Origin of the sequence: Nocardia sp. CC213A (assembly GCF_030766805.1) — a bacterium.
In the GTDB taxonomy this organism is placed as follows: domain Bacteria; phylum Actinomycetota; class Actinomycetes; order Mycobacteriales; family Mycobacteriaceae; genus Nocardia; species Nocardia otitidiscaviarum.
Genome location: NZ_JASFXA010000009.1, coordinates 102,271 through 127,845, shown reverse-complemented (window position 1 = coordinate 127,845; position 25,575 = coordinate 102,271). Strand labels below are relative to the sequence as shown.

Sequence of the window (25,575 nt, the reverse complement as noted above, 5' to 3'; positions counted from 1 at the left end):
GCGGTGTGGAAACTCGGCTCGGGAGCGCACGGTGCGCCCCGGCCCCCTCCACACCCGAACGAACGGCAGGGAGAAGCGGGACGGTCGAAGATCGACACCCGAAGACGCCGGAGGGTCGACGTTGGCGACGACGCCTCGCGCGGGTACGGTTTGGTGTCGGTCGTCTATGCCAGACTTCGAGGCGGCCGATTCACCAGCTGCCCTAGGCGTCGAGCCGACGCTGGACGAGCCGAGACAGATCACGAACGATCGAGACTGGGAGAGGACAGACCGGGCGATGGACCTTGCAAGCATGAAGTTTCGGGTCGCTCGCGAGGATTTCGCCGAATCCGTTGCGTGGGTGGCTCGCAGCCTGCCCTCGCGGCCTCCGGTACCGGTTCTCGGCGGCGTACTCCTCGTGGCCGATGAGGGCGGGCTGACGGTCTCCGGCTTCGACTACGAGGTCTCCGCGCAGATGCGGGTGGCCGCCGAGGTCGCCGGACCCGGACAGGTCCTGGTGTCCGGTCGCCTGCTGGCCGATATCACCAAGGCGTTGTCCAACAAGCCGGTGGACGTCTCGGTGGACGGCACCCGGGTGCTGATCCAGTGCGGCAGCGCCAAGTTCTCCCTGCCCACCATGCCGGTCGAGGACTATCCCCAGCTTCCCGAACTTCCTCCTCAGACCGGTGAACTCGCGGTCGACGTGTTCTCCGAGGCGGTGGGCCAGGTGGCCGTCGCCGCCGGGCGCGACGACACGCTGCCCATGCTCACCGGCATCCGGGTCGAGATCGAGGGCCCCAAGGTCGTGCTCGCGGCCACCGACCGCTTCCGCCTCGCCGTGCGTGAGCTGGAGTGGAATCCGGGGCGTCCCGATGTGGAGACCGCCGTGCTGGTTCCGGCACGCACCCTCTCCGAGGCCGGTAAGACCCTCGGTCCGTCCGATGCCCCCGTGCAGCTGGCGTTCGGTACCGGTACCGACGGCCTGCTCGGCATCGTGAACGGCGGCCGCCGCACCACCACCCGGCTGCTCGACGCGGAATTCCCCAAGTTCCGCCAGCTGCTCCCCAAGGAGCACACCTCCATCGCGACCCTGTCGGTGAGCGCGCTGACCGAGGCCATCAAGCGTGTGGCGCTGGTGGCCGAGCGCGGTGCGCAGGTGCGGCTGGAGTTCAACGAGGAGGGCCTGCTGCTCTCCGCGGGCGGTGACGATGCCGGTCGCGCCGAGGAGTGGCTGGTGGCCGACTTCCGCGGCGAGCCGCTGACCATCGCCTTCAATCCGGGCTACCTGGTGGACGGCCTGTCCGCGCTGCGCTCGGATCGGGTGGCCTTCGGCTTCACCACTCCCAGCCGTCCGGCGGTCCTGCTGCCCGCCTCCGACGACGCACCGGAGCCCTCGGAGTCCGGCGCGTTCGCGGCGTTGACCGGTAATTACATCTACCTGTTGATGCCGGTCCGGCTCCCGGGCTGATCCGCGGATCGAACGTTTGTGCACAGTGTTGACAAACCTGTGAAAAACTCGGCGAGAGCGGGGATTTCGTCGTACGTCGGCGGATATCCCCAGCTCGCTGCACATTTCCACAGGGCGACGGGCACGGTGGAGTAGATGTACGTTCGGGCGCTGTCGCTGCTCGATTTTCGATCCTGGGAGCGGGCCGACCTCGAATTGCCGCCGGGGCGAACGGTTTTCCTCGGCTCCAACGGCAACGGCAAGACCAACCTGGTCGAGGCCGTCGGGTACCTGGCCACGCTCGGATCACACCGCGTGGCGGCCGACGCGCCCCTGATCCGGATCGGGGCGTCGCGGGCGCGGATCGGGGCCACGGTGGTGAACTCCGGCCGTGAGCTACGGGTCGACGTGGAGCTCAATCAGGGGTCGGCCAATCGGGCGCAGATCAACCGCTCGCCGGTGCGCCGCACCCGGGAGATCCTGGGGATTCTGCAGACGGTGCTGTTCGCGCCCGAGGATCTGTCGCTGGTGCGCGGCGATCCGGGGGAGCGCCGCCGCTTCCTGGACGAGCTGGCCACCGCACGGCTGCCGCGGTTGGCCGGGGTGCGGGCGGATTACGACAAGGTGCTGCGGCAGCGTTCGGCGCTGTTGAAATCGGCTGGCCGCCATGCCCGTTCCCGCGGCGGTTCCGGGGCGGAGCTGAGCACCCTGGACGTGTGGGACGGACATCTGGCCGCGCACGGCGCCGTGCTGCTCGCGCAGCGGCTGCGACTGGTGCACGAACTTCATCCGCATCTCGCACAGGCGTATTCGGGGATCGCGCCGGAATCCCGGCCCGCCACGATCAGCTACCGCAGCGCCACGCTGCCCCCGGAGTTCCTGGACCCGGCGCGAGCGCCACGTGACGATGACGTGGAGGTGCTGGAGTCCATCCTGTCGCGCGAGTTGTCCACAGCCCGTCCCAAGGAATTGGAACGCGGGGTCTGCCTGGTCGGTCCGCACCGTGACGACCTGGACCTCATGCTGGGGTCCGCGCCCGCCAAGGGTTTCGCCAGTCACGGCGAATCCTGGTCCTTCGCACTGGCTTTGCGGTTGGGCGCGTTCGAACTGCTGCGCACCCAGGGCAGCGATCCGGTGCTCATCCTGGACGATGTCTTCGCCGAGCTCGACCGCCGCCGCCGCACCGCCCTGGCCGCCGTGGCCGCGACCGCCGAACAGGTGCTGATCACCGCCGCGGTGCCGGAGGACGTGCCGCCCGAACTGGACGCCAACCCGCTGCGGGTGGAGACCTCCGGCGAGGCCGACGACCGCATCTCCCGCATCGCGGTTCCGGCACCGTGAGCGCATCCCCGCGCCGCCGCGCGCGGCGACCAGGCGGCCCGCCTCCGCATCGTGGGTGAGGTCGCGCTGCCTGCGGGTGCCGAGTCACCGCTGCGCTTCGCCCGCCCGTGACAGCCGTGCCGCCGGGAAATTCTTCCCGGAGTCGCGCGGAACCTGAGTCGCGCGGAAAACGGTCGCCCGCGGGCGGGCCGGGCTGTCGAACCCGACCGGCGGACGTCGCCCCCAACAACACCGCCCGGCCAACGCTGGTCGAAGACGCGCACGATGTGGTCGTGGTCGAGCGATCGAGGTACCCGATCAATGGTGACTCCGTGCATGGCGACACTGTCGGTCCCGTACGGCAGAATCGGTGCGACGTGCGGCTCGGCAAGGGAAGGGATCGGAATGGGTGACCAACCGGAACGGTCCGACAACGCTCCGGCGGCGGGAGGCGGGCCGGATGGGGAGTTGCGGGGCATCGACCTCGCTCGGCGCGCGCTCGAGGAGGCACGTGCCGCCGCCCGCGCGGCCGGAAAGTCCGTCGGTCAGGGGCGGGCCTCGCCGCGCAAGGGCGGTGTGCGGGCACTGCGCCGTCGCCGCAGCGGCTGGTCGGGTGCGCATCCCGACGACCGCGACCCGCAGGCGCTGTCGGCGCTGACGGGAGCGCTCGCGCGCAATCGCGGCTGGTCCGGCAAGGTCGCCGAGGGCATGGTCTTCGGTCGCTGGGAGTCGGTGGTGGGGGAGGACATCGCGTCGCACGCGCACCCGGTTTCCCTGGAGAACGGGGTGCTCAGCATTCAGGCCGAGTCCACCGCCTGGGCCACGCAGCTGCGCATGCTGCAATCCCAGATCCTCGCCAAGATCAATCGCGCGGTCGGCCAGGGCGTGGTCACCTCGTTGCGCATCAACGGCCCGGTGGCCCCCAGTTGGCGCAAGGGCGACCGCCACATCAAGGGCCGCGGCCCGCGCGACACCTACGGGTAGTCGCCACCACTCGCACACCGGGGCGGATTCGGCCGCGTCACTCGACCGCGCCTGCTGTGGCAGTGGTGCGGACCCGCTTGACGGCGGCCCTCGTGGCGTCGGGCCTTCGAATGCGCCGCCCTTGCCCGAGGGCGGATGGGCTGGGGATCGTCGGATCGGTCCGTTCACACGCCGTCACCATCCCGTCGAATTCGAGAGTTCCTGGTCAGCGGCGAGTTTCACGTGGAACGTGGGCTGAATTCGTCGGTGCGACCGGCTAGGCTCGGGGGTGTCCCGGGGGTTCGCGACACCGGAATCCCTCCGGCTGTCCAGCGAGTCGCTGGTGAACTTTGTCGCGTCTTCTGTGGCGACGTTCCAGTTGCCCGCTGAACGCTTTGGAACCCGGTCCGCCTATCTCCTGACCCTTCGCCGATCGATTTCATGCATCTGTGGCCCACTCAGGGGTGTCATAGGTGCATTCTGTGTCGGGTCTGCCAGTAGGATGGTGGGGTAACTAGCGGCGATATCTCCGGCGCGTTCCGCAGAGCCCGCGCGTGGACCCGTAATTCTCGAGCAGACAGGATTCGGGGTCCCACGTGTGTCGTCTCGCGCTGTGTCGAGAGGATCAGCAAGTAAGGAGAGCTACCGAGCAGTGGCTGCCAACGACTCCAACGCAAGCGGCTCCACCCCGGGCAAAGCGGGAAACCAGGACTACGGTGCCTCCAACATCACGGTCCTGGAGGGCCTCGAAGCCGTCCGCAAGCGTCCCGGCATGTACATCGGCTCCACCGGTGAGCGCGGTCTGCACCACCTGATCTGGGAGGTCGTGGACAACTCCGTCGACGAGGCGATGGCGGGATACGCCTCCCGCGTCGATGTGACCCTGTTGGCCGACGGCGGCGTCCGAGTCGTCGACGACGGCCGCGGTATCCCGGTGGAGATGCACGCCCAGGGCATTCCGACCGTCGAGGTCGTCATGACCCAGTTGCACGCGGGCGGCAAGTTCGACTCCGACGCCTACGCGGTGTCCGGCGGCCTGCACGGCGTCGGCATCTCGGTGGTGAACGCGCTGTCCACCCGCATGCACGTGGAGATCGACCGCGACGGCTACCACTGGAGCCAGGAGTACAAGGACTCCAAGCCGGGCAAGCTCATCAAGGGCGACGCCACCAAGCGCACCGGTACCACCCAGACCTTCTGGGCGGATCCGAACATCTTCGAGACCACCGTCTACAACTTCGAGACGGTCGCGCGCCGCCTGCAGGAGATGGCGTTCCTGAACAAGGGCCTCACCATCACCCTGACCGACGAGCGGGTCTCCGAGAGTGAGATCACCGACGAGGTGGTGAGCGAGACCGCCGAGGCGCCCAAACATCTCGACGAGAACACGCCGCCCGCCGAGCCGAAGGTGAAGACCCGGACCTACCACTACCCGGGCGGTCTCGAGGACTACGTCAAGCACATCAACCGGACCAAGACGCCGATCCACAACTCGATCGTGTCGTTCACCGGCAAGGGCACCGGGCACGAGCTCGAGGTGGCCATGCAGTGGAACTCCGGCTACTCCGAGTCGGTGCACACCTTCGCCAACACCATCAACACCCATGAGGGCGGCACCCACGAGGAGGGTTTCCGCGCCGCGCTCACCACGGTGGTGAACAAGTACGCGAAGGACAAGAAGCTCCTCAAGGAGAAGGACGGCAACCTCACCGGCGACGACATCCGCGAGGGGCTGGCCGCCATCGTGAGCGTGAAGGTCGCCGACCCGCAGTTCGAGGGCCAGACCAAGACCAAGCTCGGCAATACCGAGGTCAAGTCGTTCGTGCAGCGCACCTGCAACGAGCATCTGACGCACTGGTTCGAGGCCAATCCGGCCGATGCCAAGACCATCGTGCAGAAGGCGGTGTCGTCGGCGCAGGCGCGCGTGGCCGCCCGCAAGGCGCGGGAGCTGGTGCGGCGCAAGAGCGCGACCGATCTGGGCGGACTGCCCGGCAAGCTGGCGGACTGCCGCTCCAAGGATCCGAGCAAGTCCGAGATCTACATCGTGGAGGGCGACTCCGCCGGTGGCTCGGCGAAATCCGGCCGCGACTCCATGTACCAGGCGATCCTGCCGCTGCGCGGCAAGATCATCAATGTCGAGAAGTCGCGCATCGACAAGGTGCTCAAGAACAACGAGGTCCAGTCGATCATCACGGCCTTCGGCACCGGCATCCACGACGAGTTCGACATCAGCAAGCTGCGCTATCACAAGATCGTGCTGATGGCCGACGCCGACGTGGACGGTCAGCACATCTCCACCCTGCTGCTGACCCTGCTGTTCCGCTTCATGCGGCCGCTGGTCGAGCACGGGCACGTATTCCTGGCGCAGCCGCCGCTGTACAAGCTCAAGTGGCAGCGGTCGGATCCGGAGTTCGCCTACTCCGACCGCGAGCGCGACGGTCTGCTGGAGCGCGGCCTGGCCGCGGGCAAGAAGATCAACAAGGACGACGGCGTGCAGCGCTACAAGGGTCTCGGCGAGATGAACCCGAAGGAGCTGTGGGAGACCACCATGGATCCGAGCGTGCGGGTGCTGCGCCTGGTCACCCTGGATGACGCGGCGGCCGCCGATGAGCTGTTCTCGGTCCTCATGGGCGAGGACGTCGAGGCTCGGCGCAGCTTCATCACCCGCAATGCCAAGGATGTCCGCTTCCTCGATGTGTAGGGGAGGTGGTCCCCAGGGGTTCGATTCCCCTAGGCCCCACATCCACCACCCCACCAGACTTCCCACGGAGACCAATTCATGACTGAGACCTCCCTGCCCCCGTCGGGTGGCGACCGGATCGAACCGGTCGACATCCAGCAGGAGATGCAGAACTCCTACATCGACTACGCCATGAGCGTGATCGTGGGCCGCGCGCTACCCGAGGTGCGCGACGGTCTGAAGCCGGTGCACCGCCGGATCATGTACGCGATGTACGACAACGGGTATCGGCCCGATCGCAGCTATGTGAAGTCGGCTCGCCCGGTCGCCGACACCATGGGCAACTACCACCCGCACGGTGACACGGCCATCTACGACACCCTGGTGCGCATGGCGCAGCCCTGGTCGCTGCGCTACCCGCTGGTGGATGGTCAGGGCAACTTCGGTTCGCGCGGCAACGACGGCGCGGCCGCCATGCGCTACACCGAATGCCGCCTGACCCCGCTGGCCATGGAGCTGCTGCGCGAAATCGACCACGAGACGGTCGATTTCCTGCCGAACTACGACGGCAAGACGCAGGAGCCGGTGGTGCTCCCGGCCCGCGTGCCGGTGCTGCTCATGAACGGCAGCAACGGCATCGCGGTCGGTATGGCGACGAATATCCCGCCGCACAACCTGACCGAACTCGCCGAGGCCATCTACTGGGCGCTGGACAATCACCTCGCCGACGAGGAGTCCACCCTCGCCGCGTGCATGGAGCGGGTGAAGGGTCCGGACTTCCCGACCGCGGGTCTGATCGTGGGCACCCAGGGCATTCACGACGCGTACACGACGGGCCGCGGCTCGATCAAGATGCGTGGTGTGGTGGAGATCGAGGAGGACAATCGGGGTCGCACCACGATCGTCATCACCGAGCTGCCCTACCAGGTCAACACCGACAACTTCATCAACTCGATCGCCGAGCAGGTGAAGGACGCCAAGATCGCCGGTGTCGCCGACATCCACGACGAGTCCTCGGATCGCGTGGGCATGCGCATCGTCATCACGGTCAAGCGTGACGCGGTCGCCAAGGTGGTGCTGAACAACCTCTACAAGCACACCCAGCTGCAGACCAGCTTCGGCGCGAACATGCTGTCCATCGTGGACGGCGTGCCGCGCACGCTGCGTCTGGACCAGATGATTCGCCTGTACGTGAATCACCAGTTGGACGTGATCGTCCGGCGTACCAAGTACCTGCTGCGCAAGGCCGAGGAACGCGCCCACATCCTGCGCGGTCTGGTGAAGGCCCTGGATCAGCTGGATGCCGTGATCGCCCTGATCCGCCGCTCGGCCGACACCGAGACGGCCCGTACCGGCTTGATGCAGCTGCTCGATATCGACGAGATCCAGGCGACGGCCATTCTCGATATGCAGCTGCGCCGCCTGTCCGCCCTGGAACGGCAGAAGATCCTCGACGAGTTGGCCAAGATCGAGGCCGAGATCGCCGATTTGAAGGACATTCTGGCGCGGCCGGAGCGGCAGCGCGCGATCGTGCGCGACGAGCTGGCCGAAATCGTCGACAAGCACGGCGACGACCGGCGCACCAAGATCATCGCCTCCGACGGTGACGTCGCGGACGAGGATCTGATCGCCCGCGAGGACGTGGTCGTCACCATTACCGAGACCGGTTACGCCAAGCGCACCAAGACCGACCTGTACCGCTCGCAGAAGCGCGGCGGCAAGGGCGTGCAGGGCGCGGGTCTCAAGCAGGACGACATCGTCAAGCACTTCTTCATCACCAGCACGCACGACTGGCTGCTGTTCTTCACCAACAAGGGCCGGGTGTACCGGGTCAAGGCGTACGAGCTGCCCGAGGCCAACCGCACCGCGCGCGGCCAGCACGTGGCGAATCTGCTGGCCTTCCAGCCGGACGAGAAGATCGCCCAGGTCATCCAGATCAAGTCCTACGAGGACGCGCCCTACCTGGTGCTCGCCACCCGCAAGGGCCTGGTGAAGAAGTCCAGGCTGACCGATTTCGACTCCAACCGCAGCGGCGGCATCGTCGCGGTGAACCTGCGCGACGAGGACGAACTGGTCGGTGCCGCGCTGTGTGCCGCCGATGACGACCTGCTGCTCGTCTCCGCACACGGCCAGTCGATCCGCTTCGCCGCCAACGACGAGGTGCTGCGTCCCATGGGCCGCGCCACCTCCGGCGTGCAGGGCATGCGCTTCAACACCGACGACGAACTGCTGTCGCTCAACGTGGTGCACGAGGGTGAGCAGGGCTTCCTGCTCGTCGCGACCTCGGGCGGCTACTCCAAGCGCACGGCGCTGGACGAGTACACCGCGCAGGGTCGCGGTGGAAAGGGCGTATTGACCATCCAGTACGACCAGAAACGTGGCAGTCTGGTCGGAGCGCTCATCGTCGACGACGACGACGAGCTGTACGCCATCACCTCCGGCGGCGGTGTGATCCGGACGGCGGCCAACCAGGTGCGCAAGGCCGGACGCCAGACCAAGGGCGTGCGATTGATGAACCTGGGCGAGGGCGCTACGTTGCTCGCAATCGCGCGCAACGCCGATGAGCCCGACGCGGTTTCCGGTGAAGAAGATGCCAGTGGTTCGGCGAAGCAGTAGTTTTCTCGACAGCAGCGGCGGCACAACGGATCGAAGGATTCACCATTGACCACTCCGAATCAGCCGAATGACCAGCGGCAGCATGCCAACGGTGTGACCGAGCGAATCGCACCGTCCCCGATTCCGCCGCGCCCCATTCCGCGGCCGGGATCGCCGGAAGGGCAGCCGCAACCGCCTGAAATGTCGGGCCAGTCCGGTGATTTCGCGCAGGATGGCAACGCCGGACGTCGGAGCGATCCGGAGCAGGCCGCCCCGGATCAGGCCGCCGAGCAACCGGCACCCGGTGACGGGCAGACCACGTCCCGGTTCGAGGAGGGCGGCTGGTCCCAGCTACCGCAGCGGGAGCCGCAGTCCAACCTCTACCGTCCCGGCCAGGCACCGGTGGCGGGACGCCCGGGCTCCGCGCCCGGGGTCGGCCTGAACGCGGGCGCGTCCAATGCCCGCACCACGGCCGACCTGGCCGCCAAGGCGGCCCGCAAGGAGGCCGCCATGGTGAAGTCCGTCGGCATCGACGGGCCGACCCGCAGCATCGCGCGGCCGGAACTGGTCAAGGACATGCCGGATCTGTCCGATCTGCGGCATCCGCTGCCACAGCATGTGGAGGCTCCCGCGGCGGTCGCCGGGGGTCCGGTGTCGCCGTCGGCTCCGGCGGCCGTGCAGCAGGCCGTCTCCAGCGGTGAACCACTGCGGGCGACGGTGCAGCTGCGCCATATCGATCCGTGGTCCACGCTGAAGGTGTCGTTGGTGATCAGCGTGGCGCTGTTCTTCGTGTGGATGCTCGCGGTGGGCCTGCTGTACCTCGTGCTCGAGGGCATGGGCGTGTGGGAGCGGATGAATTCCACCTTCACCGACATCGTCTCCGACGGCGGCTCGTCCTCGGCGATCGTGGACGCGGGCACCGTCTTCGGTTACGCCGGTGTCATCGGCATGATCAATGTGGTGCTTTTCACCGCCCTGTCCACGGTCGGCGTGTTCGTCTACAACAACTGCACCGATCTGGTCGGCGGCATCCAGGTGACCCTGGCCGATCCGGACTAGTCCACTCGCATCGGAGTACCTCTCGAAGCGGCCGGCGGCGGGCTCGTACAAGCCCGCTACCGGCCGTTTTGGTTACTCGGGGAGTCGTACGGTAATCTCATGCCTCGGTTCGGGTGAGACACCCGGAACCGAGATGAGGGCCTATAGCTCAGGCGGTTAGAGCGCTTCGCTGATAACGAAGAGGTCGGAGGTTCAAGTCCTCCTAGGCCCACTCCCGAATATCTCTGTAGGGTGGGATTCATGAAATTTCTCCTCACGATCGGCCTCGTTGCCGCGGTGATTTTCGGAATCAGCAAACTGCGTCAGCGCAACGACGCGGACCTCTGGCACGAGGTAACCACGCGCTGAACAACTTTCGGGGATTCTTCCCCGTCCGGGGCCTTAGCTCAATTGGCAGAGCACTGCCTTTGCAAGGCAGGGGTTAGGGGTTCGATTCCCCTAGGCTCCACAAGCATCGGTGCAGGTCAGAGTGCATTTCTGACCCTCCGGTATGCTCGTGTCCACGAACCGCGTCCACGAAAGTGGCTGCGGCGCTGCGGCCCACCCGTGAATCTGAGGTGGATTTCGTCATATCTGGACTACGTCGCTTCGGGCACGGTTTGCGGCTCGTAGTCGGCGTACCGGCGAGGCATGGGCACGGCGGCGGCGATCTCGGCCGCAGCCAAGTCCAGCGCCGCGACCGCTGGGTGCCCGGCCCCGAGCTTGGCGGCCACCGCCTCGGCGATCGGCTGAATCTGGTCCCGCAATTCCTGGGATGTGCGCTTGTCCATCGACATCGGAACTCCTCTCATCGGCTCGGACATTGCGTTGTCGGCACTTCACGGGTCCGTGAGTAGTCGCTGAACACGAACGGCTGCCCCTGGATGCTGCCCGTGACGCTCATACTGACACGCCACGTCCCCGCGTAACAGGGCTGCCTTGACCTCATAGGAGCGGCGGCCCGGCGGCCCGGGCGGGATCCCGGTGTCGCGGATGTGCGCCGCGTTCAACGAGGCAGCGCCCACAGTCCGGGCCATGCTCGATACCCGCGAAGCATGGGCATACGCACGGCTCGGCGGACCAACGGCGTTCCGGCGAACCTCCGATCGTGCGTTCGAAACACTTGCAGCGACCGGGCTCGGCGAAACCCCGTACTGGATTGGCTATTTCGACGCCGCCGAGTTCGCAGGCACCACCGGGGGCCGTCTGCTCGAGATGGCACAGCGCAACCCTGAGTACGCCGCACCGGCCGCCGAATACATTGGGCAGGCCATCGCGCTCCGCAGGCCGGACCGCTTGCGCAGCACCGCCCTCGATCAGCTCGGCATCGCCGAGGCTCGTCTGATCGAGGGTGAGGCCGAGGAAGCGTGTCGACTCGGGCACGAGGCTCTGACCACCGTGGAACGGACTGCGTCCGACCGGGTGCGGGTAAAGCTCGGCGAGATGTACCAGCGAACCAGCCAACTCGCCGACCTCGCTGTCGTGGCCGAGTTCCGCGACAGGATGCGCCCCTATATCACCGCACCTGTATAGAAGTGGGCATGACTCGCATCGGTGTGACCGAACATATGAACATCACCGCCGACTCGGTGCCGCTCATCTATGACGAGATCCGCCGTGTCCTCGACGAGCACGGCGATGCGGTCGACCTTGTCGGCGTCAGCTGTATCGCCCGCGGTGCCGACTCGGTGTTCGCGCAGGCCGTACTCGACGCGGGCGGCCGACTCGAGGTCGTGCTGCCGTCACGGAACTACCGTGAGCGCAAGGTCAAGCCCGATCACGCCCAGCAGTTCGATGAGTTGATCCGGTGCGCGGACACCGTGCGGGTAATGGAGTTCGACGAGGCTGGCCGCGAGGCATACGAGGCCGCGAACGAGGCGCTCGTCGGCACCTGCGATGCGCTGATCGCCGTATGGGATTCCCAACCCAGCGAGAAAGGCGGCACCGGCACCGTCGTCGAACTGGCCCGCGGCAAAGGCGTGCCTGTCGTCATCGTATGGCCGGACGGTGCTGAGCGTCGCTGATCAATAGCGGTCGTCATCCAGGGCACGCTGCTGCTTGCGGCGCTGAGTGATCAGGCTGTGTACGGGGAACCGACCCGCCGGTTGATTCAGGATGAGGTGGGGAATCGCTGGTAGGGGAGTGCCCCTTACCCCGCTGTGGCAGCAGCGCCCCGCAAACAGGAGCTCGACTGTACGGGTTTCCGGGCGCAAGGGATAGCTCTCTGGGGTATGGGTGTCTGCGAATTCATCCGTCAGATGGCAACGCTATCCGTCAGGTCGATTCCACGACCACGAGTCGATCCGCCACACGGTGTTCTCCTTGACGACACCGATGACGGCCTCGAGCGGGGATTTCGACCAGCCCTCGGGGATGGTCGCCGTGGCGCGCACAGAATGCGGAGGCGATCCCCACAGGTCATACTCGATCGGTTCGATCTTGGCTGGTACCCGGTGCCAGCACACGGAATCTCGGAGGTCGTTGAGGCCGGGTTGGCCCGGTCGCTGGTCGAACTCGTGACGCCATCGAGCCGACAGGGCATGGCGAATGTACGCACGGTTCTGTGTCGAGATCCCTCGCAGCAGACGGCCGATTTGGAAGTACACGTCTGCGCGATCGTGCTGGTCGGACTCGACGCGCCCGTCATCCATGCCGAGTTCTTCGGCAACGTCTATCAGTTCGGTCAAGGTCTCGGTGAGATCTCCACGGATGTGAGGTTCGTAGCGACACTGGGCGATATCCCCGGGCGGCGCGTCGGGATCGGTACTGGAGAAGTTGCATACCAAGGCTTCGGGCTGCAATTCGTCATCGCCGATCAGGACATGAATTCGTCCGGCCGGAGGCGGATGGAAGATCGGTTCGATCATCTCCCAGTTCCGCATCTCGAAGCCCGGCGGATCGCCGGTGAAGTACTCGATCTCGAGAAAATCGGTCCGCTCCAGCCATCGTGGCGAGGCCCCGAGCTCATCGGCCGGGTACAGGAAGGAACCACCGATCGCCTCGATGCCGCTGCAGATCGACATCAGCTCTCTGTATTGGTGATCGAAGCGGACCCCCAGTCGCGACTCTGCCGCAGCGAGCTCGGCCGGGGAAGCTGGGAGTCCGGGTGTTGCCCCGATGCGTACAGCTCGAGCTACGAGATCACGAAGCTCCATGGCGCTGACGCTACCAACGGAACCGGGTGACCAGCGGGAACGGCTCGAATCGCGCTGTCTCACCCGAGTGCCCCAGCCTCCTGATCGGCAGACGACAAAGTCAGGACTGCCCGAACAACGCGCCGAACGCAGGAACTACGAACGGAGGACCCCTCGGGGGATTCGGCGCAGGCATCGAAGGGGCCGCCGGTGCGCGAACGCACCATATGCCGATTCCAGGACCGTAATGGTCGCTGTCGCACGGGGGTTCGCTGGTGGGCCGGGCTGGGCTGTTCCGAATCGCGGGCCTAGCTCCGAGATGCTCGGTCGAGTTCGAAGATTGTCGGCGGATTAGGGCATCTACCCGATACTGAGCGGGGGTGGGTGCGGCATAGGATCGGGATCCTGGTGGATGCCGGAAGAAAGGGCTGAAGTGGGGTTTCGGGCTTTGCAGGGTGTGCGCGGCAGCCGGGTGGTGACGACCGTGGTCGCGGCTGGCGCGTTGCTGCTGGCGGATCCGGCGTTTGCGGCGGCTGATCCGAGTGTGCAGGTAATTCCGGGGCGGGCTCGGATCAAAGTGGTGGTGCACGGGACCGAGTACCCGGCGGATCGGTGTTCGGTGGATCCGGACGCGGATGGGCGCACCCAAAGTTTGGCGATCGCACCGGGTATGAACAGCGTTGTGGCCGAAGGGGTCGCACCGGGATCTCGGCGGGTGCTGGTGTGGTGTCCGCAGGGCGGGGTCATCTGGCAGGGAAATGTGGATGTGTTGCCGGGGGATCCCGTGCTCGATCTGTTGGATCGGGTGTTCGCAGGAGCTGGAAGCAGTGATCGGGTCACAGACCCGGCTCTGCGCTGAACAGCGGTGCGGGGCCTGGCCGAAACCGAGCAACCAGGCTGAGGGTGTACGCGGAACGAACAAAGGCTCATGCTCTTCGTGAGCACGCCTGACCGCGGCTCAACACCCCGACGCCCGCGAACCCAGCCCTGGTTTGTGATCGGTCACCAGGCGGGTCGTGGCGGCGGCGTGGTGGGGGGGTTGCGCCGTAAGGTGGCCCCATGGCCTCCACTGAGATCTCCAAATTGGTTCAGTCGGTGGTCGAGCCTTATCTGCTGAGCGGGGAGCGTAAGTACAACCGGCGGCAGGTGGCCGACCGCACCGGGGTGCCGTCGACGCTGTCGCGGCGACTGTGGGTGTCGTTGGGGTTTCCGGCTGATCCGGACGATGAGGCGATCGAGTACACCGATGCCGATGTGCAGGCTGTTCGCGCCTTCACCAAGCTGAATGTGCTTGCGCGGGCGGATGTTCCGCGGCAGACGGCGGCGGCGCGGCAGTTGGGGCAGTCCATGGCGCGGCTGGCGGAGTGGCAGGTCGATCTGGTTACCGAGGAGATCTTGGACCGGATCGCGGCCATTACCGAGGCCGATCCCGCGGCCGATCCGCAGGAGGCGGCGCGGGCGGCCACCGAGGAGGTCGTCTCCGAACTCGAGCAGTTGCTCTCCTATGCCTGGCGGCGGCAGTTGGCCTCCTCGCTGGCGCGGTCGCTGGACGGCGGCGCGGTGGCGGGGGACCAGGTGCGGCAGTTGGCGGTCGGGTTCGCCGATATGGTCAGTTACACGCGTCTGACCCGGCATCTGGACCCCGAGGAGCTCTCGGCGCTGCTGGAATCGTTCGAGACCGTCACCAGCAACGCGATCACCGCGGGCGGCGGCTGGGTGATCAAGAATGTCGGCGACGAGGTCATGTACGCGGCCGGGTCCGCCGAGCAGGGCGCGCGGATCTCGCTGGCCATTCAGGAGGCGGCGGAGGCGTCGCCGGGGATCACCACGCAGTTGCGCATCGGCCTGGCCTACGGGCCGGTATTGCAGCGCTTCGGCGACCTCTACGGCGATGTGGTGAATGTGGCCGCGCGGCTCACCGGTGTGGCTCGGCCGGGCACCGTGCTCATCGACGACGGCGCGGCCGCGCGACTCGACGGCGATCCGGAATTCACGCTGCGGCATCTGCGCAGTGTGCGGGTGCGCGGTATCAGCCGACTGCGCGGGCATGTGCTGCGCCGCAACGAGATCCGCCCACTGATCTAGATCGTATTGGTCTAGTCCGGTGAGCCGACTCCAGAAAGGGGGGCGGGCCTCGGCGAAGGGGGGGAGTTAGCCGAGGCCCGCGATAGGTCGGCCCGGGGGGGAGGGGCCGACGGGAACGATCCTACGCGACGATTCGAGTTTGTGTGCGCACGGGGACCATCGCGTTGGAAGAATTTTTCGCCGAACCTGTCGTACCCCGCTGCGAACATGTGTTCGTGCACGAGCTGTCGAGGACCGCGCGCCGCCGCATTCCCGAGGGCGGCGGCTCCTCGTGTGCGACAGGCGTTTCGAAACGGGGTAAATGGGATGAAATCACGATCAGCCTGGGCAATACTGGGGCGATAGCGTCCCGGTCACGGTCGACAGTATCTGCGCAGCTCAGACATCTATACGAGCTAAGAACCCATACGACACCAGGAGAATCATGCCCGACGCAATAGTCGCAGAGGGGCTGGTCAAACGGTACGGCCGCGTGGTCGCACTGGATGGACTCGACTTACGGGTGCCGGAAGGCACCGTCAAAGCCCTGCTGGGTCCCAACGGCGCGGGGAAGACCACCACCGTCCGCGTTCTGACCACCCTGCTCATCCCCGACTCCGGCCGCGCCACCGTCGCCGGGGTCGACGTGCTGAAGGATCCGCAGTTGCTGCGCTCCCGGATCGGCACCTCCGGCCAGTACGCGGCCGTGGACGAGTACCTCACCGGCTTCGAGAATCTCGAAATGGTCGGTCGGCTGTACCACCTCGGGGTGCAGCGCAGTAAGCAGCGTGCCCGGGAGCTGCTGGAGCGCTTCCGGCTGTCCGACGCCGGCGACCGCCCGGTGAAGGGCTACTCCGGCGGTATGCGGCGGCGGCTCGACCTCGCGGGCGCCCTGGTCGCCAACCCGCCGGTGCTGTTCCTGGACGAACCGACCACCGGCCTCGATCCCCGTGCGCGCCTGGACCTCTGGGATGTCATGGAGGAACTGGTCGCGGGCGGCACCACCCTGCTGCTGACCACCCAGTACCTGGAGGAGGCCGACCGGCTGGCCGACTCCATCGCCGTGATCGACCACGGCACGGTGATCGCCGAGGGCACCTCCGACGAGCTGAAGTCCATGGTCGGCGGCGACCGCATCGAGCTGACCGTGGACCATGTGGACAATCTGGCGGTCGCCGAACAGGCGCTGTCCGGGCTGGCGCACGGCGAGATCCGGCTGGAGCCGGGGCTGCGGCGCATCATCGTCCCGGTCAGCAATGGTTCGCAGGCGCTGGTCGACGCTATCGGCCAGCTCACCAAACATGAAGTGGCCATTCATGACGTGGGACTACGGCGACCGTCGCTCGACGACGTGTTCTTGACCTTGACGGGCCATGAGGCCGAGGAATTGGTGAACGGCTCGGGTTCGGCGGAGCTGGAGAAGGAGGGACAGGCCCGATGAGCGCCATGCTGACATCCGTCGAGAAACCGTCGCTGGCCCAGCGGGCCACCATGTTGGCGAGCGACAGCCTCACCATCACCAAGCGCAATGTCATCAAGATCAAACGCGTCCCGGACGTGCTGATCTTCACGACACTGTCGCCGATCATGTTCGTGCTGCTGTTCGCGTACGTGTTCGGCACGGCCATCCAGGTGCCGGGTATGGAGGGCGGCTACCGCGAATTCCTCATCGCGGGCATCTTCGCCCAAACGGTCGTATTCGGCGGCACCTTCACGGGTTTGAGCCTGGCCGAGGATATGCAGAAGGGCATCATCGACCGTTTCCGCTCACTACCCATGGAACCCGCGGCGGTCCTCATCGGCCGCACCGGCGCCGACGTGGTGATCAATGTGGTGAGCCTGGTGGTGATGTCGCTGGCCGGTCTGGTGGTCGGCTGGCGAATTCGCGGATCGTTCGTGGACGCGGTGCTGGCGTATCTGCTGCTGTTGCTGTTCGCCTACGCGATCTCGTGGATCATGGCCGTGATCGGCCTGATCGTGCGAGCGCCCGAGGTGTTCAACAACGCGGTGTTCATCGTGATCTTCCCGCTCACCTTCCTCGCCAACACCTTCGTGCCGATGGAGAATCTGCCCGGACCGCTGAAGCTGTTCGCGGAATGGAATCCGGTGTCGGCGCTGACGCAGGCGACTCGCGATCTGTTCGGCAATACCAGCCCGGCCATGCCGCCGCCGGACACCTGGTCCATGCGGCATCCGGTGGCGACCACGCTCATGTGGGTCGCCGTGATCCTGGTGATCTTCGTTCCGCTGGCCGTGCGGCAGTACAAGCGCTCGGTGAGCCGGTAGGAATGCTCAGCGCGTGGTTTCCGTGCCCGCTCCGGCGAGCGGGGTGGGTGCGGAACCATTGCGGGAATAGCCCAGGCGCGGCGGTTCGGGGGCGGGCGGCTGCGGGCGGCGGTTCAGGACGACCGCGACAATGCTGCCCACCGCTCCGAGTAGTGCCGCCGCGATGATTCGGTTGCGAAAACTCCCCAGCTCCATCCGACCACTGTGACACAGCACGCGTTTTCGCGCAGCAAGGGGTGGTGACCGCAGGTCGCTGGGGGTTCCCCCGCTGGCAACGGCATAGCATGGGCGGCGTGACCTCACCGAATCAGACCGCCGTGGCGACGCTGCACACCAACCTCGGCGATATCAAGATCTCGCTCTTCGGTAACCACGCCCCCGCGACGGTGCGCAACTTCATCGGCCTGGCCGACGGCTCCGCCCCGTACACGACGAAGAACGCCGCGGGCACCGATTCCGGGCCGTTCTACGACGGTGCCGTCTTCCACCGCGTGATCGACGGCTTCATGATTCAGGGTGGCGACCCGACCGGTACCGGGCGCGGCGGGCCGGGCTACGAGTTCAAGGACGAGTTCCATCCCGAACTGCGCTTCGACCGCGGCTACCTGCTGGCCATGGCCAACGCCGGGCCGGGCACCAATGGTTCGCAGTTCTTCATCACCGTCGGTGCGCAGCCGCATCTCAATCGGAAGCACACCATCTTCGGAGAGGTGGTGGATCCCGACTCCCGCAAGGTGGTCGACACCATCGCCACCACCGCGACCGATCGCAACGACCGGCCGAAGGATCCGGTCGTGATCAACAGCGTCACCATCGACTGAATTCGAAAGCAGTAGAGATGAATCCTCACCCGCCCGCACCGTCGTGTTACCGCCATCCGGACCGGCCCACCGGTCTGGCCTGCACGCGGTGCGGGCGGTCCGCCTGCCCGGAATGCCTGCGCTCGGCCTCGGTCGGGCAGCACTGCGTGGACTGTGTGGCACAGGGGCAGAAGGATGTTCGGCAGGTGCGCACGGTGGGCGGGGCGACGCTGTCGCGCAATCCCGTGCCCTTCGTGACCTACGCGCTGATCGCCGTGAATGTCGCCATCTACGGCATTACCGCGCTGGAAGCCGGGAACCTGATGGACAATCGGGCCTCCTCGCTGTTCAGGGCATGGCGGTTGGTGCCCGCCTTCGTCGGGGACGGTGAGTGGTTCCGCGTCGTCGGCTCCGGCTTCCTGCACTACGGCCTGATCCACCTGCTGGTGAATATGCTCGCGCTGTACCTGCTCGGCCCGTACTGCGAAGTGGCGTTGGGGCGTACGCGATTCCTCGCCGTGTATCTGGCCTCGCTGCTGGGTGGCTCCGCGGCCGTCATGGCGCTGGTCGATCCGCTCACCGCCACCGTCGGCGCGTCCGGCGCGATCTACGGTCTGTTCGGCGCGGTCGCGGTGATCATGCTGCGTACCCGGCAGAACATGACGCAGATCGCCGTGCTGTTGGCGATCAACCTGTTCATCAGCGTGTCGGTGCCCGGCATCTCGCTGTGGGCGCACCTGGGCGGACTCGCGGCGGGGACGCTGTCCACGGCCGGGATCCTGTACCTGCCGCGCCTGCTGCGCGCCCGCACCCAGTCGACCGCCTCCGCGATCGGTTGGGGATCGGTGGCGGCCGTGGTGGTGCTCGCGCTGGTGGTGAGCGTGCTGGCCGCGCCGACGGTGATAGTGATCAACTGACGGCTCGGCTCGGCCGGATCCTTTCGAGGCTCGGCCGGAGCGACTCGGGTGAACTACCGGATCAGCGACCCAGATGGGCACGCAGGGTTTCGAGGACCTCGGCGGGTGCGGCCCCGAGATCCCAGCGGCCGAAGATGAGCAGCCGCTCTTCGCCGCCGTCGTCCACATCCAGTTCGAGCATGGGCATGCGGCGGCCGAGTCGCCGGTAGGAGACCACGCGCGCCCGCAGCACCTGCTCGGGTGTATAGCGCTTGGGTCCGGCCACGCCGCGCACCACGACCGGATCGGGGGTGCCCGGCTCGACGGCCAGGCGCGGCCGCTGCCGCAGGCCCACTCCGGCCATGACGAGCAGGGCGATCGCGGCCAGGCCGATGAGCAGCCGACCCGGCGGATCGTCGGACAGGAAGGCCGCCACGGCGAGCACGATCCCGCCGAGGGCACAGACCGCGAGGGCGGCGGGTGGGGTCGACCACGCCAAGGCGCGGGAATCGGCTGGCGTCACTGTCCCCAAACCCTCCTCGAGTTGTCCACAGATTCATCCACAAGTGTGTATGAATAACACTGTTGTAAGGCGATCGAGCTCACTAGCAGCCGCTATATGTAGCGGTCGTATCCATCCACACCCCGCTCATCTTGTGGAGACTGGGGAGAACTAGCGCCAGCGCATGGTCATGATCAGGCCCACGACCATGAGGCCGAAGCCGATCAGGAAGTTCCACGCACCCAGATCGCTCATCCAGCTGATCTGCTCTGCGGCCAGGTAGTACACCAGCAGCCACACCAGCCCGGCCAGCATGAAACCGAGCATGATGGAGACGTACCAGACCGGCGAGGGACCCGCCGCCTTCACCTTGACGGGTGTCCGGCTTGCCGGGTTGATCGTGTAGTCCGTCTTCTTCCGGACCTTCGACTTGGGCATGGGTGGCTCTCCTCCGCCTCTCCGTGACTTCAGCGCATGGCTGAGGTATGCGTCCATACTAGGTATTGCCTGCGACGATCGCGGCCGCGCCCAGCTACTCTCGAACCATGCGTGTTCTGGTCGTCGACAATTACGACAGCTTCGTGTTCAACCTGGTCCAATATCTGGGGCAGCTGGGTGTGGACGCGACGGTCTGGCGCAACGACGATCCACAGCTCGCGGACGTGAACGCGGTGGTGACCGAATTCGACGGCCTGCTCATCAGCCCCGGGCCGGGGACGCCGGAGCGCGCCGGGGCGAGTATCGAGCTGGTGCGGGCCTGCGCGAAGCACGAGGTACCGCTGCTCGGGGTGTGCCTGGGGCATCAGGCCATCGGTACGGCCTTCGGAGCCACCGTCACCCGGGCCCCGGAGCTGCTGCACGGCAAGACCTCCGACGTCTACCACGTCGGCGCGGGGGTGCTGGCCGGACTGCCCGACCCCTTCACCGCCACCCGCTACCACTCGCTGACCGTGCTCGAGGAGACCATGCCGCCGGAGCTGGAGGTGCTCGGCCGCACCGAGAGCGGGATCGTCATGGCCATGCGGCATCGTGAGCTGCCCATTCACGGGGTGCAGTTCCATCCCGAATCCGTGCTCACCCAGGGCGGGCACCGGATGCTGGCCAACTGGCTGGGCGTCTGCGGCGCCCGGCCCGACGAGGGCCTGGTGCGGACCCTCGAGGCGGAAGTCGCGGCGCTGGTGTGAATCGCCCCGACGATGTGGTGCGCCGCCGACCGCACGTGCTGCTGTCGGTGGCGGTGAGCATCGACGGCTACATCGACGACGCGCGCACCGAGCGGCTGCTGCTGTCGAATTCGGCGGATTTCGACCGGGTCGATCGACTGCGGGCCGAATCCGACGCCATCCTGGTCGGCGCGGAGACGCTGCGTCGCGACAATCCCCGGCTGCTGGTGAACAGCGCCGAGCGCCGCGCCGCCCGGGTGTCGGCGGGGCGATCCGAGTATCCCCTGCGCGTGGTCGTCTCGGCCAAGGGTGAGCTCGACCCGGAGTTGCGCTTCTGGCACAGCGGCGGGGAGCGCATCGTCTACACCACCGAGGCCGGTGCGGTGCGGCTGGGTGATCGCGTCACGCGGGCGGCGACGGTCATATCCCTGGGCGGTGTGGTCGATTTCGCCGCGCTGCTGGACGATCTCGGCGCGCGCGGCGTCGAACGGCTCATGGTGGAGGGCGGCGGCGCGATCCACACGGCCTTCCTGTCGGCGGGACTGGCCGATGAGATGCTGATGGCGGTCGCCCCGATCCTGGTCGGCGATTCGGCCGCCCCGCGATTCCTGCGTTCCGCCGCGTATCCGGGTGGGCCGCATCGGCGGCTGCGGCTGGCCGAGGTCAGTCAGGTCGGCGATATCGCCCTGCTGCGCTACCTGCCGAAGGAGGAGGGTCCCCGTGTCGGATGAGCAGCGCCTGCACCGGCAGTGGATGCGCCACGCCATCGGACTGGCCCGACTGTGCCCGATCAGCGTGACCGCGTTCTCGGTGGGCGCGGTGATCGTCGGCGAGGACGGCGTGGAGATCACACACGGTTGGTCGCGGGAGACCGACGAGAAGGTGCACGCCGAGGAATCCGCCCTGAACAAACTGGAACCGGACGACCCGCGGCTACCGCACGCCACCCTCTACAGCACCCTGGAACCCTGCTCGCAGCGCGCCAGCCTCGACCGCGCCCCCTGCACGGATCGCATTCTGCGCGCGGGCATTCGGCGGGTCGTCATCGCCTGGCGGGAACCGGCCACCTTCGTGGCCGACTGCGTCGGCGTCGAGAAGCTCCGCGAGCACGGCATCGAGGTGATCGAACTGCCCGACCTCGCCGACGAGGCCATGTCGATGAACCGCCACCTGCGGCTCTGACGAGAATGGCCGCGCTCCTCGCGGGGCGCGGCCATGCCGGTGGTGCCGATCGGCGGATCTCACGGGGGTCCGAGGGACAGCACGCCGGTCGTGATGGTCACCGTCGCGGTCTTGCCGAGCGAGGAGCCGACCGCGGGCTGCTGGGCGATGACTCGGCCCACACTGCCCGCGTCCAGGGTGGCCTGGGTGTTCTGGCTGATCTGGCCGACCCAGCCGCGGGAGCGGAGGGTGTCGGCGGCCTGGGCGGGGGTCATCCCACGCAGGTCGGGCATGGTGATGGCGTCGCCGGTGGAGACCTGGACGATGACCGTGGAGCCCCGGTCGGCCATGGAGCCGCCCGCCGGGTTGGTGCCGATCACCGTGCCCTTGGGCTGGGAGTTCTGCACCTCCTGCACGGTGATCTCGAAACCGGCGCTCTCCACCAGATTGGGTTCGGCCACCTCCAGCGGCTGGCCCACCACATCGGGGACGCGCACCTGCTCGGGTCCCTTGCCGAGGGTAATGGTGACCGTGCTGTTGGCGTCGATGCGCGCGCCCTCGGTGGGGGTCTGGGCGATCACCTTGTCCTTGTCCTCGACGCTGGAGGCGTCGCGCTGCACGTCCGAATCCAGCCGCAGCCCTTTGGCATTGAGCTGCTGTTCGGCCTGCTGCTGGGTGAGTCCGGCCAGGCGCGGCACCGCGACCTGCGCGGGGCCGGTGGACACCTGGAGGGTGACGGTGCTGCCCTCGTCTATGGGTGATCCGCCCAGCGGCTGGGTGGCGATCACATTGCCCTGCGCCACCTTGCTGTCCGGCTTCTCCTGGATGGCGACGGTGAAACCGAGCCGCTCCAATTCCTGCTGCGCCGTGGCGGCGGGCCGATTGGCCAGATCAGGCACCGTCACCTGGTCAGGACCGGAGCCGGGACCGATCAGCGTCCAGAACAGGACGAAGGCCACCACCACCGCGGCCGCGCCCGCCAGGCCCAGGTACAGCCCGCGCCGGGAGCCGCCCGGGTCGACGATCTCCTGTTCGCTGGTGTCGTCGCCGCGTTCCACGGTGCGGTAGCGCGATACCGGGAATTCCTCGTCGAGGAAGGTGGTGCTCTCCTCCTCGGTCATGACCATGGGCGCGGTCGGCTTCTGCCCACCCAGCACCCGGATCAGGTCAGCGCGCATTTCGGCGGCCGTTTGGTAGCGGTTGGCCGGGTTCTTGCTCATGGCCTTGAGCACGACCGAGTCCAGTTCGCGCGGTACGCCCGGGTGTACGTGCGAGGGCAGCCGCGGATCCTCCCGGACGTGCTGGTACGCCACCGCGACCGGGGAGTCGCCGGTGAAAGGCGGTTCGCCGGTGAGGATCTCGTACAGCACGCAGCCGACGGAGTACACGTCCGAGCGGGCGTCGACCTGTTCGCCGCGGGCCTGCTCCGGGGACAGGTACTGCGCGGTGCCGATGACCGCGGCGGTCTGCGTCATGGGGTTGGAGCTGTCGGCGATGGCGCGCGCGATGCCGAAGTCCATCACCTTCACCGCACCCGCGCGGTTGATCATGATGTTGGCGGGCTTCATATCCCGGTGCACGATGCCGTTGCGGTGCGAGAAGTCCAGCGCCGCACACACATCGGCGATGACCTCCATGGCCCGGCGCGGCGGCAGCGGCCCCTTGCCGCGCACCAGGTCGCGCAGCGTGTCACCGTCCACGTACTCCATGACGATGTACGGCAGCGGCCCGCCGTCGACCTCGGCCTCACCGGTGTCGTAGACCGCCACGATCGCCGGATGGTTCAGTGCGGCGGCGTTCTGCGCCTCCCGCTTGAACCGCAGGTAGAACGTGGGGTCGCGGGCCAGGTCGGCACGCAACACCTTGATGGCCACATCGCGGCCGAGGCGCATATCCCGCGCCTTGTGGACTTCGGACATACCGCCGAACCCGATGATCTCGCCCAGCTCGTAGCGAGAGGAGAGATTCTTCGGGGTCGTCATGGCAGTCCTTGCTGGGCGGCGGGAGCTGGAGTGCTGCTGTGTGCTGGTCGCGTGGTTCCGAACGCACCACCGGCGCCACCGGGCACCGTCGGTGGCCACGATGGTATTTCGAACGGGGGCTCGATGGTGGTCTTGCTGGGCTTGACCGTGGTGGTCGGCGCTGGTTTGGTGGTCGTCGGTTTGTCCGGCGTGGTGGTCGGCGGCTGCGTCGTGGTGGTCGGCGGCGGCTCGGTGGTGGTGGGCAGCGGTTCCTCGGTGGTCGGCGGCACCGTCGGCGGCGGTGGCACGAACCGAGTGGTGGTCGGCGGTTCGGTCGTCGTGGTGGTGGACTGCACCGGTGGCGGAACCACCACGGCGCTGGTCTTGGTGGGCGGCGTCGGATCCGGAGGATTGTTGTTGAGCAGCACGAAGGCCGCCGCGGCACCCACGGCCAGCGCGCCGACGCCGAGACCCGCGAGGGCCTTCTGGCTGTTGGTGAATCGTCCGCCGCCCTGTTCGGCGGTGCGTCCGCCGATCGGCGGCGTGCCGGGCGGCGGGGTGTTCGGGCCCTGCATCATGGCGGTGGCGACCGGCGCCTGCTGCGCCCGCTGCGCGTGCGGCGGCGTCGGGTACCGCACGGTGGCGGCGTCACCGCGGGCGGCGGTGGGCAGGATCACGGTCGGTCCGGGCGGCAGCACTCGGGTGGCGCCGGAGGTCATCGGTCCGGCCAGGCCGCTGGGCGGCGGCGGCCGACGGCCCGCGCGCACGGCGGCCACCGCGTCGGCGAATTCGCCGCCGCTGGTGTAGCGCTGACCCGGCTCCTTGGCCATGGTGATCTCGATGAGCTCCCGCACGTTCGGCGGCAGGTCCGGCGGCAGCGGCGGCGGGGTCTCCCGCACATGCTTCATGGCGACGGTGAGCGCCCCGTCGCCGGTGAAGGGCCGCTGTCCGGCCAGCGCCTCGTAGCCGACCACGCCGAGCGAGTACACGTCGGAGGCGGCGGTGGCGTCCTCGCCGGTGGCCTGTTCGGGCGCGATGTACTGGGCGGTGCCCATGACCATGCCGGTCTTGGTGACCGGGGAGGCGTCGACGGCCTTGGCGATGCCGAAGTCGGTGATCTTCACCTGGCCGGTCGGGGTCACCATGATGTTGCCGGGCTTGACGTCGCGGTGCACGACGCCCGTGGCGTGCGCCACCTGGAGCGCGCGACCGGTCTGCTCGAGCATGTCCAGGCCCTGCGCCACCGACAGTCGGCCGAGCCGGTTGAGAACGGCGTTCAGCGGTTCACCGGACACCAATTCCATGACCAGGTAGGCGGTTTCGCCGCCCGCCGGGTCCATGGTCTCGCCGTAGTCGTAGATGCCGGCGATGCCGGGGTGGTTGAGCTGCGCGGTGGTCTTGGCCTCGGTGCGGAACCGGTGCCGGAAGGTGGGGTCGGTCGAGAACTCCGCCTTCAGCACCTTCACCGCGACCCGGCGGTCGAGGCGGGTGTCCAGGGCTTCCCAGACCTGTCCCATTCCGCCGGTGGCGATGAGGCGATGCAGCCGGTAGCGGTCGGCGATCAAGGCACCGTTGGTCAGCATTCC

The 25,575-nt window shown here is 67.4% G+C and carries 24 protein-coding genes and 2 tRNA genes; 19 read left to right on the top strand and 7 right to left on the bottom strand.

The features are described 5' to 3' along the window. Positions 1-277: 277 nt before the first annotated feature. The 9 genes from dnaN (at position 278) to QJS31_RS18355 (ending at position 10,491) form a co-directional block, all read left to right on the top strand. Positions 278-1,447 carry a DNA polymerase III subunit beta gene (gene dnaN, locus QJS31_RS18395; protein WP_029932481.1) on the top strand — a complete coding sequence of 390 codons (1,170 nt, stop codon included), beginning with the start codon at positions 278-280 and terminating at the stop codon, positions 1,445-1,447. Positions 1,448-1,582: 135 nt separating this feature from the next. Next, complete coding sequence (gene recF, locus QJS31_RS18390; RefSeq protein ID WP_306357253.1) at positions 1,583-2,767, top strand: DNA replication/repair protein RecF; 1,185 nt, start codon at positions 1,583-1,585, stop codon at positions 2,765-2,767. A 384-nt stretch (positions 2,768-3,151) separates the two neighbouring features. Then, positions 3,152-3,730, top strand: coding sequence for a DUF721 family protein (locus tag QJS31_RS18385; protein WP_306357252.1), 579 nt, complete (start codon positions 3,152-3,154; stop codon positions 3,728-3,730). A gap of 631 nt (positions 3,731-4,361) precedes the next feature. After that, the gene (gyrB, locus tag QJS31_RS18380) at positions 4,362-6,410 is read left to right on the top strand and encodes a DNA topoisomerase (ATP-hydrolyzing) subunit B (protein ID WP_282779752.1); all 2,049 of its coding nucleotides are present in this window, start codon (positions 4,362-4,364) and stop codon (positions 6,408-6,410) included. 78 nt (positions 6,411-6,488) lie between these two features. Continuing rightward, positions 6,489-9,005 (top strand): DNA gyrase subunit A, encoded by a 2,517-nt coding sequence (gene gyrA / locus QJS31_RS18375; protein WP_029932485.1) that lies wholly within the window; start codon positions 6,489-6,491, stop codon positions 9,003-9,005. A gap of 45 nt (positions 9,006-9,050) precedes the next feature. Next, positions 9,051-10,043 (top strand): DUF3566 domain-containing protein, encoded by a 993-nt coding sequence (locus tag QJS31_RS18370; protein WP_282779754.1) that lies wholly within the window; start codon positions 9,051-9,053, stop codon positions 10,041-10,043. A gap of 137 nt (positions 10,044-10,180) precedes the next feature. Next, positions 10,181-10,254 (top strand) — tRNA-Ile (locus QJS31_RS18365). 29 nt (positions 10,255-10,283) lie between these two features. Beyond that, positions 10,284-10,391 (top strand): DLW-39 family protein, encoded by a 108-nt coding sequence (locus tag QJS31_RS18360; RefSeq protein ID WP_218007277.1) that lies wholly within the window; start codon positions 10,284-10,286, stop codon positions 10,389-10,391. A gap of 27 nt (positions 10,392-10,418) precedes the next feature. Further along, a tRNA-Ala gene (locus QJS31_RS18355) sits at positions 10,419-10,491 on the top strand. Between the two features lie 130 nt (positions 10,492-10,621). Here QJS31_RS18355 and QJS31_RS18350 read toward each other — a convergent pair. Further along, positions 10,622-10,819, bottom strand: coding sequence for a hypothetical protein (locus QJS31_RS18350; RefSeq protein WP_306357251.1), 198 nt, complete (start codon positions 10,817-10,819; stop codon positions 10,622-10,624). 238 nt (positions 10,820-11,057) lie between these two features. On the opposite strand from QJS31_RS18350, the gene QJS31_RS18345 reads away from it, so the two are divergent. After that, positions 11,058-11,555 (top strand): hypothetical protein, encoded by a 498-nt coding sequence (locus tag QJS31_RS18345; RefSeq protein WP_306357250.1) that lies wholly within the window; start codon positions 11,058-11,060, stop codon positions 11,553-11,555. Positions 11,556-11,590: 35 nt separating this feature from the next. Then, positions 11,591-12,046, top strand: a complete 456-nt coding sequence (locus QJS31_RS18340; RefSeq protein ID WP_282779761.1) for a hypothetical protein — start codon at positions 11,591-11,593, stop codon at positions 12,044-12,046. A gap of 243 nt (positions 12,047-12,289) precedes the next feature. Here the strand turns inward: QJS31_RS18340 and QJS31_RS18335 are convergent, their stop codons facing one another. Further along, positions 12,290-13,177 carry an SMI1/KNR4 family protein gene (locus QJS31_RS18335; RefSeq protein ID WP_282779763.1) on the bottom strand — a complete coding sequence of 296 codons (888 nt, stop codon included), beginning with the start codon at positions 13,175-13,177 and terminating at the stop codon, positions 12,290-12,292. Positions 13,178-14,215: 1,038 nt separating this feature from the next. Between QJS31_RS18335 and QJS31_RS18330 the strand changes: the two genes are divergently transcribed. The 3 genes from QJS31_RS18330 (at position 14,216) to QJS31_RS18320 (ending at position 17,506) form a co-directional block, all read left to right on the top strand. Continuing rightward, on the top strand, positions 14,216-15,241 hold the full coding sequence (locus QJS31_RS18330) for an adenylate/guanylate cyclase domain-containing protein (RefSeq protein WP_039808161.1): 1,026 nt from the start codon (positions 14,216-14,218) through the stop codon (positions 15,239-15,241). Positions 15,242-15,665: 424 nt separating this feature from the next. Beyond that, positions 15,666-16,661, top strand: a complete 996-nt coding sequence (locus QJS31_RS18325; RefSeq protein WP_282779766.1) for an ATP-binding cassette domain-containing protein — start codon at positions 15,666-15,668, stop codon at positions 16,659-16,661. After that, positions 16,658-17,506: an ABC transporter permease gene (locus tag QJS31_RS18320; RefSeq protein WP_081592124.1), complete on the top strand. Its 849-nt coding sequence runs from the start codon at positions 16,658-16,660 to the stop codon at positions 17,504-17,506. Before QJS31_RS18325 ends, QJS31_RS18320 begins: the two co-directional genes overlap by 4 nt. A gap of 6 nt (positions 17,507-17,512) precedes the next feature. On the opposite strand, the gene QJS31_RS18315 is transcribed toward QJS31_RS18320, so the two are convergent. Continuing rightward, a complete protein-coding gene (locus tag QJS31_RS18315) occupies positions 17,513-17,701 on the bottom strand; it encodes a hypothetical protein (protein ID WP_306357248.1) in 189 nt (62 codons plus the stop codon). A 98-nt stretch (positions 17,702-17,799) separates the two neighbouring features. Here QJS31_RS18315 and QJS31_RS18310 point away from each other — a divergent pair, with 98 nt between their 5' ends. Further along, entirely contained in the window at positions 17,800-18,327 is a 528-nt protein-coding gene (locus tag QJS31_RS18310) for a peptidylprolyl isomerase (RefSeq protein WP_029930539.1), read from the top strand. A 17-nt stretch (positions 18,328-18,344) separates the two neighbouring features. Continuing rightward, complete coding sequence (locus tag QJS31_RS18305; RefSeq protein WP_282779769.1) at positions 18,345-19,223, top strand: rhomboid family intramembrane serine protease; 879 nt, start codon at positions 18,345-18,347, stop codon at positions 19,221-19,223. Between the two features lie 61 nt (positions 19,224-19,284). Here QJS31_RS18305 and QJS31_RS18300 read toward each other — a convergent pair whose 3' ends face one another. Both QJS31_RS18300 and crgA read right to left on the bottom strand, forming a co-directional pair. Beyond that, entirely contained in the window at positions 19,285-19,725 is a 441-nt protein-coding gene (locus QJS31_RS18300; RefSeq protein ID WP_306357247.1) for a PH domain-containing protein, read from the bottom strand. A gap of 150 nt (positions 19,726-19,875) precedes the next feature. Next, a complete protein-coding gene (crgA, locus tag QJS31_RS18295; protein WP_143983370.1) occupies positions 19,876-20,142 on the bottom strand; it encodes a cell division protein CrgA in 267 nt (88 codons plus the stop codon). Between the two features lie 107 nt (positions 20,143-20,249). Here crgA and QJS31_RS18290 point away from each other — a divergent pair, with 107 nt between their 5' ends. Genes QJS31_RS18290 through QJS31_RS18280 form a run of 3 tightly spaced genes read left to right on the top strand, consistent with a single transcriptional unit; the run spans position 20,250 to position 22,049 of the window. Continuing rightward, complete coding sequence (locus tag QJS31_RS18290; protein ID WP_282779774.1) at positions 20,250-20,888, top strand: aminodeoxychorismate/anthranilate synthase component II; 639 nt, start codon at positions 20,250-20,252, stop codon at positions 20,886-20,888. Further along, entirely contained in the window at positions 20,885-21,598 is a 714-nt protein-coding gene (locus tag QJS31_RS18285; protein WP_282779775.1) for a dihydrofolate reductase family protein, read from the top strand. The genes QJS31_RS18290 and QJS31_RS18285 overlap by 4 nt, the downstream gene beginning before the upstream one ends. Further along, positions 21,588-22,049, top strand: a complete 462-nt coding sequence (locus QJS31_RS18280) for a deaminase (protein ID WP_306357246.1) — start codon at positions 21,588-21,590, stop codon at positions 22,047-22,049. Before QJS31_RS18285 ends, QJS31_RS18280 begins: the two co-directional genes overlap by 11 nt. Positions 22,050-22,108: 59 nt before the next feature. On the opposite strand, the gene pknB is transcribed toward QJS31_RS18280, so the two are convergent. Next, a complete protein-coding gene (gene pknB, locus QJS31_RS18275; protein WP_282779778.1) occupies positions 22,109-24,010 on the bottom strand; it encodes a Stk1 family PASTA domain-containing Ser/Thr kinase in 1,902 nt (633 codons plus the stop codon). Beyond that, positions 24,007-25,572 (bottom strand): protein kinase, encoded by a 1,566-nt coding sequence (locus QJS31_RS18270; RefSeq protein WP_306357245.1) that lies wholly within the window; start codon positions 25,570-25,572, stop codon positions 24,007-24,009. The genes pknB and QJS31_RS18270 overlap by 4 nt, the downstream gene beginning before the upstream one ends. Between the last annotated feature and the right edge of the window lie 3 nt (positions 25,573-25,575).